This window comes from Microbulbifer sediminum (assembly GCF_021729035.1).
GTDB lineage: Bacteria > Pseudomonadota > Gammaproteobacteria > Pseudomonadales > Cellvibrionaceae > Microbulbifer > Microbulbifer sediminum.
Map to the genome: position 1 here is coordinate 426,856 of NZ_JAJSAP010000001.1, position 14,765 is coordinate 441,620.

Sequence of the window (14,765 nt, forward strand, 5' to 3'; positions counted from 1 at the left end):
TCAAAATACGACACTTTGACGCCTCGAACCAGTGTCGCAGGTCGCAATACCGCCCGCGGCAGTCAATCAATGTGCACCAACTCACCCACCAGGGGCCCCAACTGCCCCAGATACCTGCTCCCAACCTCCATCGAAGGAAGATAGCCGGCCGGGGTAGCCCACGGAGGTCGTCGGGCAGCCCCTCTCGATTCCCCCGATAACCACCACCTTATTTTCCTGCCGCACCTGACAATAGAAAAAAGCGGCAGAATATCGATTAATGCGCCACTCGAGCAGCAAGAAAAGCTGACGGTTTATGCAGACAGGCAATCTATTACCTTTCTGGCTAACGAATCTGTTTTTAGACCAAAGCATTATTCCACCGTAAGGCAGTGTCACTCGCAAACCGGCAGGCAACGTCTACACTCCATACTAACTTCTCACCCGCTAAGCTTTTTGACCTACTAATTTTTGGTAACGCTCATGCGCGTGATAGGCATCTTCAGGTGCTCAACTTCGCAGTTTGCTGTTGATCACCACGCAAGATAGAAACGGAGTTCAAGGAGAAGTGATGGAAAATTCTGTGCCGGCTCTTTTTTACAGCAACTCCGGCCTGCATGGAGAGCTGCTGTACTCTCTGATTTCCGGATCCATTCCATACCAGTGGGAAAAGGCAGAATTCGGCAAGCAACGTCACTGCCTGCCTTACTACTTTGCCATCGTTTTTGATGGTTCGCAGATTCCCGGCACCCAGCACCAGGGACAAGCCCTCAATTTTTTGTTGACATTGAACCACCCCAAAATCCTGCTGATCAACCACCCACCAAACCTCAGTGATAGCGTGTCAGCACAGATTCGCAGTCGCGGCATCAGGTTCATTTGTGATTCACGCTCTAGCCAGGAGACTCTGGTGGAGCGTCTCCGAGGTTCCCTGCGGGAAGATTACCGCGAAATAACTGGGGCGCCACAGAGCCCTCAACTGACTCGAAGGGAACAGGAAATCCTGGCGCAGTTAACCTCCGGGGAATCGAACAGCGTGATTGCGGCACGGCTGCACCTGAGCGAGCACACCGTTAAGAACCATATTTACAACATATTCCGGAAGATTGGGGTGAAAAACCGGCTCCAGGCCAGCAACTGGGCAAAGCTGCACCTGGAGGGTGAACGAATATGAAGTTAGTGCCGGTGGTACTGACCATCTTCCTGGGCCTCCCGGCGTTGGCACAGGATGACGAGTTGGACGAGACCGTCAGGGCCGGCACCCTGGAAGAATCCGATGGTCGTCTCGAGGATGAAATCAGCGGCTTTAATATTGACCAGACGATCACACGAACGGGCCATGACTTTGCGCGCTACATGAGTGAATACCGGAACTACCATTATCCGGACGCGCAATACAACCTGACCATTCGCGAGCGACCCTCGGCACGATGGGGCAACCTGATCTGGGTAACTTACAACTACAAGGTTGTATACCGGCGCTTCCTCCAGCCAAGCAATGCCGATGTACAAAAGCAGGCCGAACAGGCCGCCATACAAATTCACGAAATGGTGCAGAAGGAAAAGCTGCGCCAGGCACTGGAAGACCACTTTGATTTGGGAAAGGATGAATTCTAATGAAAGCAAAATATCTGTCTTGTTGCTTCCTGGCCCCTGTCCTGACAGCAAGCTTCAGCACCGCCCTGGCCACCGAGTTGATCTACGAGCCGGTCAACCCCAACTTCGGCGGCAATCCATTAAACGGCAGCTACCTGCTGTCAAACGCACAGGCGCAGGATGACAACGAAGATCCGGATCGTCCGGAAGACCTGTACGAACAGCCCAGCGCCCTGGACCGGTTTACAGATTCCCTCGAGACACGACTTCTCAACCAACTATTAACGGATGTCGGCAACGGCAACAGCGGGGAGCTGATTACCGACGACTTTATTGTACAAATTGTCGATACCGACGGTGTCCTGACCGTGCTGGTAACTGACCGGGAAACCGGTGACGTCAGCGAAATCATCGTAAGCGGCCTGAATCCAACAAACTGAGCACTGCCTGGCCCAGTCGTAGATAAATTTAATAATTCGCGATCCTCTACAGGAGAGATGTGCTATGCGAAAAATAATTGGTAAGTATGGCGTGGCGCTATTGGCGCTTGTTACAACTCTCAGTGGCTGCACGCTGGTTAAGGGTACCAGTGACAGCCTGTTTGGACCGGGTCGTCACGATGCCAGCCTGACCCCCAGGCACGCGACGTTCCGGGACCTCCTGAACCTCCCCGCACCAAAAGGAAAAATTCTGGTCGCTGTTTATAACTTTCGCGACCAGACAGGCCAATACAAGCCACAGCCGTCCAGCAGCTTCTCGACCGCCATTACCCAGGGTGGCGCATCGATGCTGATGGATGTGCTAAACCAGTCTGGCTGGTTTATCCCGCTGGAACGGGAGGGACTGCAAAACCTGTTGACCGAGCGAAAGATAATCCGGGCAGCCCAGAACAAGCCGGAAGCACCTGCAAATAATAGCCATCCGCTGCCGAGTCTCGTCGCAGCAAACGTCTTACTGGAGGGCGGGATCGTCGCATATGATACCAACATACGCACCGGCGGTGCCGGCGCTCGCTACTTTGGTATCGGGCTTGACGACCAGTACCGGGTCGACCAGGTCACCGTCAATCTACGGGCAATTGATATCCGCTCCGGTCGCGTACTCCACTCGGTGCTGACCTCAAAAACCGTTTATTCGAAAGCCATCAGCGCCGATGTTTACCGCTTTGTCAGCTTCCGTCGACTACTGGAAATGGAAGCCGGGATGACCCGTAACGAGCCTGCGCAGCTGGCCACACTGTCGGCGATGGAGTCGGCCGTAATCCACCTGATCAGTGAAGGGATCGTGGCCAACTCCTGGGCGCTGCAGAACCCGGATGACATCAACAGCGAGATTCTCCAGTACTACCTGAATGAACCGGTCAGGTTTATGTGACATCCAGGCGGCATGACCGCCTGTTAATCTAAAATGAGATAGACGAATGAAATTTTTCTCCCTGCGGGTAAACCGGCGACCGGCCGGACCACGGGTTCTCTCTTTCGTCCTAACCGGATTACTTTTTGCCAGTGCGGCAATACAGGCCCAGGATCTGCAAGTCGCCGCCGAGTTGCCTACGCAGAGTGAACTGGATACTGCAACGGCCGTTTCCATCGCCAACCTGGCCGTCATTGTCCAGGACGGCAGCCTGAACACTCTGGACGGACGCCAGGTTGGTGTTCTTAATTTTCTCTCGGCCCTGCAGCAGGGCAACCAGAATTTCCTGTCCGTAACCCAGTCCGGCATCGATAATGCGGCGATCATCCGCCAGATTGGTGACCTCAACCTTGCCTACCTCTTGCAGGCAGGTTATGAGAACCTTATTCAACTGGACCAGTTGGGATTTGGGCACCAGGCAGATGTATCCCAGTTCGGCATTCAGAACTCTGCCAACATCGAGCAACTGGGCGCCGCACATAAAGTGGATATCTACCAGAGCGGTAATGGCTTGAGCACCTCTGTGTCCCAGCAGGGAACGTCTATCACTACTGTCGTCAATCAATACAACTGAACGGCTGAATGCAGTCGAGGGTCCCGGAATGACGAATACTCAAGGCCTGATATTTTTTTCAATGACATTGATGACTGCATCTCTGGCCTCGGCGCAGAACAATAGTATCGAACAGGAGCAGGGCGGCTCGGGTAACTTCGCCTCTGCCGAGCAGAGACGCTCCACTGCCAAGGGGAACACCATAACCCAGGACCAGGACGGCGCCTACAACAGCTCCTACGCAGTACAGCAGAGTGAGCAGGGCAGTGAAATCCTTCAGCTCCAGGAGGGCGCTCTCAATCAGGCCTATTCCCTACAGCAATATGGAGACGATAACACCAATACCCAGTTACAGCTGGGTGGGCGCAACAAGGCTATAACCGTGCAACTGGCCAGTTATGGCAGTGACTCGGTCACACGCCAACGTGGGCTGTCTAACAATGGTGAAGTTCGCCAGACCCTGACGGTCCGTAACAGGGCCCAGGTCGACCAGTCCGGGATCCTGCTGGACGCAAGTATCCTGCAGTACAACAGTTACATCAGTATGGCTTTTATCTCCCAGAGCGGCACCGACAATAATGCCGACATCGAGCAGTCCGGAGTGGGCAACAGCGCGCTGGAGAGCCAGGCCGGAGAGTCAAACCTCACTGACACCGGGCAAAACGGATTCTTCAACGATATCGATGTGACCCAGGACGGTATCGCCAACCGGGCCCTGGCTGAACAGGGCGACTGGTACAACAGTGCGGACATCTCCCAGGGCGGGAATTTCAACGCTGTCACCCTGCAGCAGGCTGGCACCTTCGGCCAGGGGGGTAGTCACCTGGCGATCATATCCCAGTCCGGTAACCAGAATAACGTAGGCTTGCTACAGCAGGGATTCTCCGCGACTGCGATCATTACCCAGACCGGTGGGGGCAATACAGTATCACTGTCACAATAACCCACCTTTCCTTTACGCTCCGTTCGATTTTCGGGGGGGCAACGGAATAAGAGCCACGCCAAAATAACGCTCGAGCTGCGCTTGATTCAACCAAAGCGGCCGTTCCCCGATCATACTGCTCAAAAAACGAACTTTCTTCCTAGTCTTTCGACACTTCCCTCCCATAGCGACTTACCCATCGCCCGACAACACTGACAATCAACCGATCACATTTCAGTCAAAAAGATGATTTGCTGATCAACCTTAGTTTTTGCCGTCGCAACAGAGCGGGTACATTTGTCCAGGTTGTTTTGATCGCCAAACTGGCCCCGCAATCGGGACCAGGCATTGGCGGAGCGGCATGAGCTGCCGCGCCAAACGATCGACACAGTACCAAAGCGGATATTAGGAGAGGACCGGTTCGCCTGGCCAGGTGGACTCTTCCGGACCCTACGCAGCGCAATTACAGTGCCAGGCACGTACTGTTGCGAGGACGGTGAAGCAGGACATGGTACGAGGACAGGTACCATCGAAAGTCGGCCATTTTCGTGCCGGTTTTATCAACGTCTGAAGTAAAGGAGCAACTCAATGAAGACGTTTACCCCCATCGCCGCAGCAGTACTTCTCGCCGCCAGCGGCAGTGTTTTCGCAGCCAACAACACCACCATCCAGCAACAAACCGGTGTCGGTAACTTCCAGAGCGCCGTCCAGGTGGGTCCCGGCGTGGACAACAACCTGATCCTGCAGGACCAGCTCGGCTTCTTCAACGTGGAAGTCGCCGTGCAGACCGCAGGCGAGGATTTCAGCGTCATCGACCAGAACCAGGTGGGCGTTGTAAACACCGCTGTTTCCACCCAGGCTGCAGGTGCCCTCAACAGCGCCAGCATCACCCAGGTAGGTGCAGCCAACGTGGGCGTTACCACCCAGGCGGCCTCACTGCTCAGCAGCGCCAATATGCTGCAGGTGGGTCTCGTCAACGTTGGTGTGGTAACTCAGATCCTGAGCCTGCTGAACAGCGCCAGCATCACTCAGGTGGGTGCTGCGAACTTCGGTAACATCCTGCAAACCGTCGCCGCATTTAACAGCGCCGATATCCTCCAGGGTGGCTTCGGAAACTCCGCCAATATCAACCAGTCTTTCGCACTGGCTAACGACGCGGACATCATCCAGTCTGGTTTCTTCAACACTGGCAACATTAACCAGGTGGGGTCTATCGGCAGCTCTGCGTTGAAGGTTCAGGTCGGTGCACTGAACGTCGGGGATATCACGCAAGTAGGTCTCGGCCATGTTGCGGCGGAATTCCAGTTTGGCTTTGCCAATACAGCCAACACCAACCAGTTCGGCGCCTTCCACACTTCCACAACTACCCAGGTTGGTGGCTTCAACTTCCACGACACCACCCAGATCGGCTTCAACGAAACCGCAGTCGCAACCCAGACGGGCTTCGGAAACGTTGGCTTTATTCTCCAGTAAGCGTATCGCTTAAACCGGAGCCCCGGGGGCGGCCAGTATGGCCGCCCCTTTATAGTGAGGCAAGCTGGCCCACAAGGCCAGGAGGTAGAGACCAACCGCCACGAAGAGATCCTTTGAGGTAAGAAGTAGAGGAGCTACCAGTGAAAGTACTTACTCCGATTGCCGCAGCTACGCTCTGTATTGCCAGCGGGCTTGTCCTGGCGGAGAACAACACTGCGATTCTGACACAGAGCGGCATTAACAATAACGCAGTGGCCGACCAGGAAGACGCCGGCGCCTATGGCAATACGATTGACCAGGCGCAGTCCGGCGATATGAACAGCGCTGAAGCCGTCCAACAAAACGAAAGTAACAGTACTATTTACCAGGTCCAAGACGGGGCTCTGAATGAGGCCTACTCATTGCAGCTCGATGGCTCGGGCAATACTACCACCATCTACCAGTCCGGGGCCTTTAATAATGCCTCCACCTGGCAGGTTTCCACCCAGGGTAGTACTGCGGTCATCCGGCAGGGTGGCTTCAACAACGATGCTGAAATCCACCAGTATCTCGGCCAGGGCAATATCGCCGTGATCGAGCAGAGCGGTTACGTCCACGGCGCCTACATCGGGCAGTACACCAGCTACGATTCCGAGGCATACATCCACCAGTCCGGCACAGACAACGAGGCGTATATCCTCCAGAGTGGCACCGGGCACTATGCCGATATCACCCAGGACGGCATTTATAACCAGGCGACGATTAACCAGAGCGACGGTTTCAACGAGGCCGACATTTACCAGAGTGGCTTTGGTAACGATGCCAATATCTTGCAGTCAGGCTGGTACAACCACGCGAGTATAAGCCAGGACGGCTATTACAACGTGGCTGATATAATACAATCAGGTTCCGGGCACCAGGCTATTGTCAACCAGGCCGGTGCAATGAACGAGTCAATAGTCATCCAGAACGGTTACTCGGAAACGGCAATCGTCAACCAGGCCGGCAGCGGCAATACGGCGATTGTATTGCAGTAGGCTTGCCGGCTATCCCGCGGCCTGCACCAGGCCGCGGGCCATTATCGCTCCAGCTGTTACTCTCTCTGCTACCAGAACGCTAGTGAAGACAAGCAGCGCACAGAGTTGTCACTTGCAACGGATGCAATCCAGATCCTGAAAACCCGGTTGTGCATTGCTCTAGCGGGACGCCACCCGCAATTCGGTATCACTGTGCCCGGCACGGAATCCCCAACTGACGATGAAGATCTAAGTCCCCGGGACCCGAAAATGGGGGAAATACAGCGTGTCGCGTGCTTACTCCAAAACTCAAACTTTCTTCCCGGTGGATTCCGTACTTCTCTCCTATGGCGTGGCTCCGCGCCAGCAACAACACTTCATACACCAGAGATCAAATATCGACCAATTCATTGAAGAATCGAGTAGTACTTTCCAATGAATCAAGATCTTCAGAATTCACCGCATCCTGATTTTCCTATCCTACGCGTTCACGTTGCCGAACCCGCATCGAGCCCGATATTCAGCCCAGGCCCGCCTCCTAAATGGAAAGGGATAGCCAGAGGCTGCCACCCGATATGGTACTAACCTAGGTGCCATCCTGTCCGGCGTGTCAAATGCCGGTATTCCTAAACGTCAGTAGTTCAATGCAGTAATGGAGAAACTCATGAAGACGTTAACCCCGATCGCCGCCGCACTCGTGTTTGCCATCAGCGGCTCTGCCTTCGCCGCCGGTAATACTACCAACCAGAATCAGTCAGGAGTCGGCAACAACGCTGTCGCCACCCAGACCGGTCCCCTGACGGTGAACAACACGATCACGCAGGACCAGTCCGGCTTTTTCAACAATGCCACGGCGACCCAGTCTGTGCAGTTCAACAGCTCTATCACCCAGGTACAGGATGGCGCCCTGAACAATGCCGCCGCATTCCAGACCTTCGGCGCCGGTAACTCCGCCAATAGCGTGCAGAGTGGCCTGCTCAACAATTCGCTGACAGTTCAGTCTCTCCAGTTGGGCAGCAACTCCATGCACATGCAACAAGGGGCTCTCAACAGTGCGACCACAGTGCAGACCCTGGGTATTGGCAACAGCGCCAATATTAACCAGTCCGGCCTGCTAAACTCGGCTTCCGTGACCCAGGTATTCAGCTTCTTCAACAGCGCCAATATCAACCAGAGCGGTATCCTGAACAACGCCGACGCGCTACAGAGCGGGCTTGGCCATACCTCGAACATGACCCAGAACGGTATCCTCAACGATGCCGATACCCGTCAGTTCGGTTTCGGTAACGATGCGACCATCGCGCAGAGCGGCCTCGCCAACGAGGCAGATATTTCTCAGGCAGGCTTCAACAACGCTGCCTTTGAAAGACAGGTTGGTATCGCCAACGACGTATACGTTGGGCAGATTGGTGCCGGCCACCTGGCAATCACTTCACAGACAGGTCTCGGCAATAACGCACTGGTCGGTCAGTTTGGCTTGAACGAGTTCGCTCGTGTCACCCAGATTGGTGCCTTCAACAACGCTATTGTCTTCCAGTAAGATAAGCACACTCCCAAATAAAAAGGGCGGCCCGAAAGCCGCCCTTTTTTGTTTTTCCGTTCAATACATCAAATATGCTCGACGGATTCGATCTCGTACTCCACGGCACCGGAAGGGGTCTGCACCTCGACAACATCCCCCACTTCCTTGCCGATCAGGGCCCGGGCAATCGGGGAATTGACCGAAATTTTCTTAACTTTTACGTCCGCTTCATCATCGCCGACGATGCGGTAAGTCACTTCCTCATCGGTTTCCATGTGGATGATGGTCACCGTGGTGCCGAAAATCACCTTGTCGCTGGGCTCAATGGCTTTAACATCGATGACCTGCGCGTGCGACAACTTGGCCTCGATTTCCTGGATACGTCCCTCGATAAAACCCTGTTTCTCGCGGGCCGCGTGGTACTCGGCGTTTTCCTTCAGGTCGCCATGTTCACGGGCCTCGGCAATCGCCTGGACCACGGCGGGGCGCTCTACCTTCTTCAGGTTTTCCAGTTCAGCGCGCAGGGCTTCGGCGCCCTCGACAGTCATTGGTACCCGGTTCAAGTTGGGACCTCCAATTTTTATTACTAGAGAACCGGGCCTCCCCTGGGGGAAGCCCGGTCGGTATATCGCTGTTTGGTTTTGGCCGGCGGCCGCTCCTGGGCAGTGCCGGGTTTATTTCGGCAGCTTAACCACCCGCTGGTGCAGGTCCTGCAACCGGCGTACCTGGAGCGGCTCACCCTGCTGCATAGCCAACGACATAGCCTTGGCCGCCGCCAGGGTGGTGGTGTAACACACCTGGTGATTTTCCGCACTGCGACGGATATCCGCTGAGTCTCGGATCGCCTGGCGTCCCTCAGTGGTATTCACCACCAGGGCAATCTCGTCGTTCTTGATCATATCGACGATATGGGGCCGGCCCTCGCTCATCTTGTTCACGGTTGTAACCGGAATATCGCTGTCTTGCAATACTTTCGCCGTGCCGCGGGAAGCCACCAGCTCAAAGCCAAGCCCGACCAGGTCCCGCGCCACGTTGACCGCGGCTTCCTTGTCAAAGTCACGTACCGAGATGAAGACCTTGCCCGATTCGGGCAGCGTGTCACCGGCGGCCAGCAGCCCCTTGTCAAAGGCCTCTGCAAAGGTGGCGCCGACGCCCATCACCTCGCCGGTGGATTTCATCTCCGGGCCGAGGATCGGATCCACTTTCGGGAACTTGTTGAACGGGAAGACGGATTCCTTCACGGAGAAGTAGTCCGGCACGATTTCCTTGGTAAAGCCCTGGTCTGCCAGGCTGATCCCGGCCTGGCAGCGCGCGGCCACCTTGGCCAGCGAGGTACCGATGCACTTGGAGACAAACGGCACTGTTCGTGAAGCTCGGGGGTTTACCTCGATCACGTAGATCTCGTTGTCCTGCCAGGCCAGCTGGGTATTCATCAGGCCGACAACGCCCAGCTCCCGGGCCATGGCCTTGACCTGCTCGCGCATCTCGTCCTGCACCTCGGCCGGCAGGTCGTAGGGCGGCAGGGAGCAGGCAGAGTCACCGGAGTGCACACCGCACTGCTCGATATGCTGCATGATACCGCCGATCACCACATCCTGGCCGTCGGACACCGCGTCGATATCCACTTCGACGGCGGCATTGAGGAAGTGATCCAGCAGAACCGGCGAGTCGTCGGATACCTGTACCGCTTCCTTCATATAGTTGAGCAGCTCGTCTTCCTTGTAGACGATCTCCATCGCCCGGCCACCCAGTACATAGGAGGGGCGCACGACCAGCGGGTAACCCACGTCCTTGGCAGCCTGGATGGCTTCGGAGACGGAGCGCACGATGGCATTCTTGGGCTGCTTCAGCCCCAGGCGCATGATCATCTGCTGGAAGCGCTCGCGGTCCTCGGCGCGGTCGATCTGCTCGGGGGTGGTGCCGATAATCGGCACCCCTTCCGCTGCCAGGTAGCGCGCCAGTTTCAGCGGGGTCTGGCCGCCGAACTGCACGATCACACCCTCCGGCTTTTCCTTGGCCACGATCTCCAGTACATCCTCCAGGGTCACCGGCTCGAAATAGAGACGGTCAGAGGTGTCGTAATCGGTGGAGACAGTTTCGGGGTTACAGTTGACCATGATGGTCTCGTAACCGTCCTCGCGCATGGCCAGTGCGGCGTGCACGCAGCAGTAATCGAACTCGATGCCCTGGCCGATACGGTTCGGGCCACCACCCAGCACCATGATTTTCTTGCGGTCGGACGGGTTCGCCTCGCACTCCTCGTCATAGGTGGAGTACATGTAAGCGGTGGAGGTGGCGAATTCTGCCGCACAGGTATCCACGCGCTTGTAGGACGGGAACACTCCCAGCTTGTGGCGGAACTCGCGCACGGTTCTCTGGCTCACACCCAGCAACTTGGCAAGGCGCATGTCGGAGAAGCCCTTGCGCTTCAGGAAGCGCATATATTCAGTGGTCAGGGCGGACGTGGGCAGGGCCTTGAGCGGCTCCTCGATCCTGATCAGTTCCTCGATCTGCACCAGGAACCAGGGGTCGATGCCCGAGAGTTCGTAAACCTCCTCGACCGTCATGCCCATGCGGAAGGCATCGCCCACATACCAGATACGCTCGGCACCGGGAACGGACAGCTCGCGACGCAGCCGCTCCTGCGCCCCTTCCTCGTTCGGGTCAATCTTGCTCTCGAGGCCAAAACTGCCCACTTCCAGCCCGCGCAGTGCTTTCTGCATGGATTCCTGGAAAGTGCGGCCGATCGCCATCACCTCGCCCACGGATTTCATCTGTGTGGTCAGGCGTGCGTCTGCCTCACCGAATTTCTCGAAGGTGAAGCGCGGGATCTTGGTAACCACATAGTCGATGCTGGGCTCAAACGAGGCCGGGGTCGCACCACCGGTAATCTCGTTCTGCAGCTCGTCGAGGGTGTAGCCCACCGCCAGCTTGGCCGCCACCTTGGCGATCGGGAATCCGGTCGCCTTGGAGGCCAGGGCCGAGGAGCGGGACACCCGCGGGTTCATCTCGATGATCACCATGCGCCCGGTGTTCGGGCAGACGCCGAACTGCACGTTGGAACCGCCGGTTTCAACGCCGATCTCGCGCAGCACCGCGAGCGACGCGTTGCGCATCAGCTGGTATTCCTTGTCGGTCAGCGTCTGTGCCGGGGCCACGGTGATGGAGTCACCGGTGTGCACGCCCATGGGGTCAAAGTTCTCGATGGCACAGACAATGATGCAGTTGTCGTTCTTATCGCGAACCACCTCCATCTCGTACTCTTTCCAGCCGAGCAGGGATTCATCGATCAGCAGTTCGTTGGTGGGGGAAAGGTCGAGGCCGCGCTTGCAGATCTCCTCGAACTCGGGCCAGTTGTAAGCCACACCACCACCGGAGCCCCCCATGGTAAAGGACGGGCGAATGATCACCGGGAAACCGAACTCCTCCGGCACCTTCATCGCCTCTTCCATGGAATGGACAATCTTGGCCCGCGGTGTTTCCAGGCCAATGGCACGCATGGCCTTGTCGAACAGGTCGCGGTCCTCGGCTTTCTCGATCGCCTCCTTATCGGCCCCGATCAACTCTACGCCGTACTCTTCCAGCACGCCATGCTTGTCCAGCGCCAGCGCGCAGTTAAGTGCGGTCTGGCCACCCATCGTAGGCAGGATGGCATCAGGCCGCTCCTGCTCAATGATCTTGGCAACATTGCGCCACTCGACCGGCTCGATATAAGTGGCATCGGCCATGGCCGGGTCAGTCATGATGGTTGCCGGGTTAGAGTTCACCAGGATTACCCGGTAGCCCTCTTCCCGCAGCGCCTTACAGGCCTGGGCGCCGGAGTAGTCAAACTCACAGGCCTGCCCGATCACGATCGGACCGGCACCAATAATCAGAATACTTTTGATGTCTGTGCGTTTTGGCATCTTTCTTCCATCTCGCACCGGCCGCACCGGTGGTGGTCAATTCAAAATTCAGTCAGTGCGCTATGCACGTGCCCCGCGGGCGGCCGCAGCCGCCCCTTTTCACGCCTGGCGGCGCGTCTCCATCATTTCGACAAACTGGTCGAACAATGGCGCCACATCGTGCGGCCCGGGACTGGCTTCGGGGTGCCCCTGGAAGCTGAACGCAGGCCGGTCAGTCAGCCGGATTCCCTGGTTGGTATTGTCAAACAGGGACACGTGGGTGATTTCGGCATTCTCCGGCAGCGAATCACCATCAATGGCAAAGCCGTGGTTCTGGGCGGAAATCATCACCCGGCCAGTCTTGAGGCACTTCACCGGGTGGTTGCCACCGTGGTGGCCGAATTTCATTTTTTTCGACTTGCCGCCTACTGCCAGGCCCAGCAGCTGGTGCCCAAGGCAGATGCCGTAAGTGGGGATTCCCGCATCCAGGATCTCGCGGATGGCCTTGATGGCGTAGTCGCAGGGCTCGGGATCGCCGGGCCCGTTGGACAGGAAAACACCATCGGGATTCATTGCCAGCACTTCCGAGGCCGGTGTCTGTGCGGGCACTACGGTCAACTCGCAGCCCCGGTCCACCAGCATGCGCAGGATATTGCGTTTCACGCCGAAGTCGTAAGCCACCACTTTATACGGCTGTGCCGCCGGCGCAGCCTTGTGGCCCTGACCGAGCTCCCAGGTACCCTCATTAAAGCTGTAGGGCTCTTTCGTGGATACCACCTTGGCCAGGTCCATGCCTTTCAGGCCGGCGAATTCGCGCGCCTTGGCCAGGGCTGCGTCCCGGTCGATATTATCGCCGGCGACAATGCAACCGTTCTGGGCACCCTTGTCCCGCAGCAGGCGGGTCAGGCGGCGGGTATCGATATCGGCGATGCCAACCACGTTGCGCTCACGCAGGTAGTTCTCGAGTGACATCTCGTTGCGGAAACTGCTGGCCAGCAACGGCAGGTCGCGAATCACCAGGCCGGTGGCCCAGATATCTGCGGCCTCCTCGTCCTCGCTGTTGGTTCCGGTATTGCCGATATGCGGATACGTCAGGGTGACGATCTGGCGTGCATAGGATGGATCGGTCAGGATCTCCTGGTAACCGGTCATGGAGGTGTTAAACACCACCTCGCCGACGGCGCTGCCGAGAGCGCCAATGGCGCGCCCGTGAAACTCGCTGCCATCTGCGAGTACTAGCAGGGCCGGCGTAGTACTTTCCATCAGGGTGCTGGGCATCTGGGGCTCCGGCGTGGGGACAGCTTTAGTCAACTTGATCTCCAATCTTCAGAACTGCTTCCGGGCGGGATTTGACGTGAGACGCGGTGATACTGCTCCAAGCTGGCCCGGGCGGGCCCGACGGCGCCCGGGTAGCAGCGCTGTCCTTGGAAAGGGCACCCGGGAAGCGGGCCCCTATAAAAAAGCGAGATGAAACTCCTGCTTCATCTCGCTTTTTAGGATTTCTTCACGCGCAGCTCTCACACTGTGGCCGGCGCTCGCCACCGGCATTGATGGGACTGACTGTCCGGCGCGCATCGAGCGCGCGACATGCCCAAACCGGGCGCAGATTCTACTCGAAATGCGTCCGCAACGCCAGTATAAAAATACGCCAGTCCGCCCTAATCCGCTCCGCTGGTCAGCCGGAAGAGGCTACTGCCTATCCTGAGGTCGGAGCGATCAAATACCGTCTTGTTCAGGCGCACGGCCACCTGGGGCCCGCGCCTCACAAACCCGATCATGCCCCCGGCGGCGATAAAGCCCTCGGTATCACTGACCGTGAGCACCGGAAAGAACTCCAGTGCCAGAACCAGCTCGCGCCAGTAGTCCGGCGAGACTCGCCCCAGCACCAGTATCTGGCAGCGGCGCGCCTGCAGCTTCTCGTCCGGCGGCAGCTCCGTGACCTCCACCGGCCGCCCGTCCACCCGGTGGTACTTGAGCTGTTCCGCTAACGGCGCGCGCAGCTCCTGCTGCCCCAGGAGACAGATTCGAAACGGCGCCCCGGTGCCGGTGAAGACCTCGATCGGCCACTGGAGGTGATGGGCGAAATGGATAATATAGTTGATCATCAGGCGCCGGCCGGCCTCGGAGTCCGATAGCCGGGAGGGAGCCGCGGCGGCGCCCGCGGACAGGATTACCAGCAGCAGCAGCAAAAGTAACAGGTGGCCCAGCAGCTGCACTGCCAGGCGCCGGTAGGAAAGGTGGGGATCTCGTTTCATGCCCGCTCACGTGGCGTTATCGGTCTCGGTGGCGCGGAATCACGCCACCTGGCGCCGGGAGCGCTGCAACCCTCGCATCCCCACGCCTCTCAACACCAGATTAGTATCGCGGACAGGGCTTCGCCAAAGAGGCGGGAAGAGGAGTGTGCCGGCAATGCCCGTCCGGGCAGGCA

The 14,765-nt window shown here is 57.5% G+C and carries 13 protein-coding genes; 9 read left to right on the plus strand and 4 right to left on the minus strand.

The genetic code is table 11. The features are described from left to right. Positions 1–550: 550 nt before the first annotated feature. The 9 genes from LVD11_RS01690 (at position 551) to LVD11_RS01730 (ending at position 8,471) form a co-directional block, all read left to right on the plus strand. Positions 551–1,153 (plus strand): helix-turn-helix transcriptional regulator, encoded by a 603-nt coding sequence (locus LVD11_RS01690; RefSeq protein ID WP_237055321.1) that lies wholly within the window; start codon positions 551–553, stop codon positions 1,151–1,153. Next, positions 1,150–1,596, plus strand: a complete 447-nt coding sequence (locus LVD11_RS01695; protein ID WP_237055322.1) for a CsgE family curli-type amyloid fiber assembly protein — start codon at positions 1,150–1,152, stop codon at positions 1,594–1,596. The genes LVD11_RS01690 and LVD11_RS01695 overlap by 4 nt, the downstream gene beginning before the upstream one ends. Further along, complete coding sequence (locus LVD11_RS01700) at positions 1,596–2,015, plus strand: curli assembly protein CsgF (RefSeq protein ID WP_237055323.1); 420 nt, start codon at positions 1,596–1,598, stop codon at positions 2,013–2,015. Before LVD11_RS01695 ends, LVD11_RS01700 begins: the two co-directional genes overlap by 1 nt. Before the next feature lie 64 nt (positions 2,016–2,079). After that, the gene (locus tag LVD11_RS01705; RefSeq protein ID WP_237055325.1) at positions 2,080–2,949 is read left to right on the plus strand and encodes a CsgG/HfaB family protein; all 870 of its coding nucleotides are present in this window, start codon (positions 2,080–2,082) and stop codon (positions 2,947–2,949) included. A 46-nt stretch (positions 2,950–2,995) separates the two neighbouring features. Continuing rightward, on the plus strand, positions 2,996–3,562 hold the full coding sequence (locus tag LVD11_RS01710; RefSeq protein WP_237055326.1) for a hypothetical protein: 567 nt from the start codon (positions 2,996–2,998) through the stop codon (positions 3,560–3,562). Between the two features lie 28 nt (positions 3,563–3,590). Beyond that, the gene (locus LVD11_RS01715; RefSeq protein WP_237055327.1) at positions 3,591–4,484 is read left to right on the plus strand and encodes a hypothetical protein; all 894 of its coding nucleotides are present in this window, start codon (positions 3,591–3,593) and stop codon (positions 4,482–4,484) included. A gap of 567 nt (positions 4,485–5,051) precedes the next feature. Then, entirely contained in the window at positions 5,052–5,936 is an 885-nt protein-coding gene (locus tag LVD11_RS01720; RefSeq protein WP_237055328.1) for a hypothetical protein, read from the plus strand. A gap of 140 nt (positions 5,937–6,076) precedes the next feature. Beyond that, positions 6,077–6,952: a hypothetical protein gene (locus tag LVD11_RS01725; RefSeq protein ID WP_237055329.1), complete on the plus strand. Its 876-nt coding sequence runs from the start codon at positions 6,077–6,079 to the stop codon at positions 6,950–6,952. A 643-nt stretch (positions 6,953–7,595) separates the two neighbouring features. Further along, positions 7,596–8,471: a hypothetical protein gene (locus LVD11_RS01730; protein ID WP_237055330.1), complete on the plus strand. Its 876-nt coding sequence runs from the start codon at positions 7,596–7,598 to the stop codon at positions 8,469–8,471. Between the two features lie 68 nt (positions 8,472–8,539). On the opposite strand, the gene greA is transcribed toward LVD11_RS01730, so the two are convergent. The 4 genes from greA to LVD11_RS01750 all read right to left on the minus strand — a co-directional run bounded on the left by greA (position 8,540) and on the right by LVD11_RS01750 (position 14,592). Next, complete coding sequence (greA, locus tag LVD11_RS01735; protein WP_237055332.1) at positions 8,540–9,016, minus strand: transcription elongation factor GreA; 477 nt, start codon at positions 9,014–9,016, stop codon at positions 8,540–8,542. A 111-nt stretch (positions 9,017–9,127) separates the two neighbouring features. Continuing rightward, positions 9,128–12,358 carry a carbamoyl-phosphate synthase large subunit gene (carB, locus tag LVD11_RS01740; protein ID WP_237055333.1) on the minus strand — a complete coding sequence of 1,077 codons (3,231 nt, stop codon included), beginning with the start codon at positions 12,356–12,358 and terminating at the stop codon, positions 9,128–9,130. Positions 12,359–12,457: 99 nt separating this feature from the next. Further along, positions 12,458–13,615: a glutamine-hydrolyzing carbamoyl-phosphate synthase small subunit gene (gene carA / locus LVD11_RS01745; RefSeq protein ID WP_237055789.1), complete on the minus strand. Its 1,158-nt coding sequence runs from the start codon at positions 13,613–13,615 to the stop codon at positions 12,458–12,460. Positions 13,616–13,995: 380 nt separating this feature from the next. Continuing rightward, positions 13,996–14,592 carry a YfiR family protein gene (locus tag LVD11_RS01750; protein WP_237055334.1) on the minus strand — a complete coding sequence of 199 codons (597 nt, stop codon included), beginning with the start codon at positions 14,590–14,592 and terminating at the stop codon, positions 13,996–13,998. Positions 14,593–14,765 lie beyond the last annotated feature (173 nt).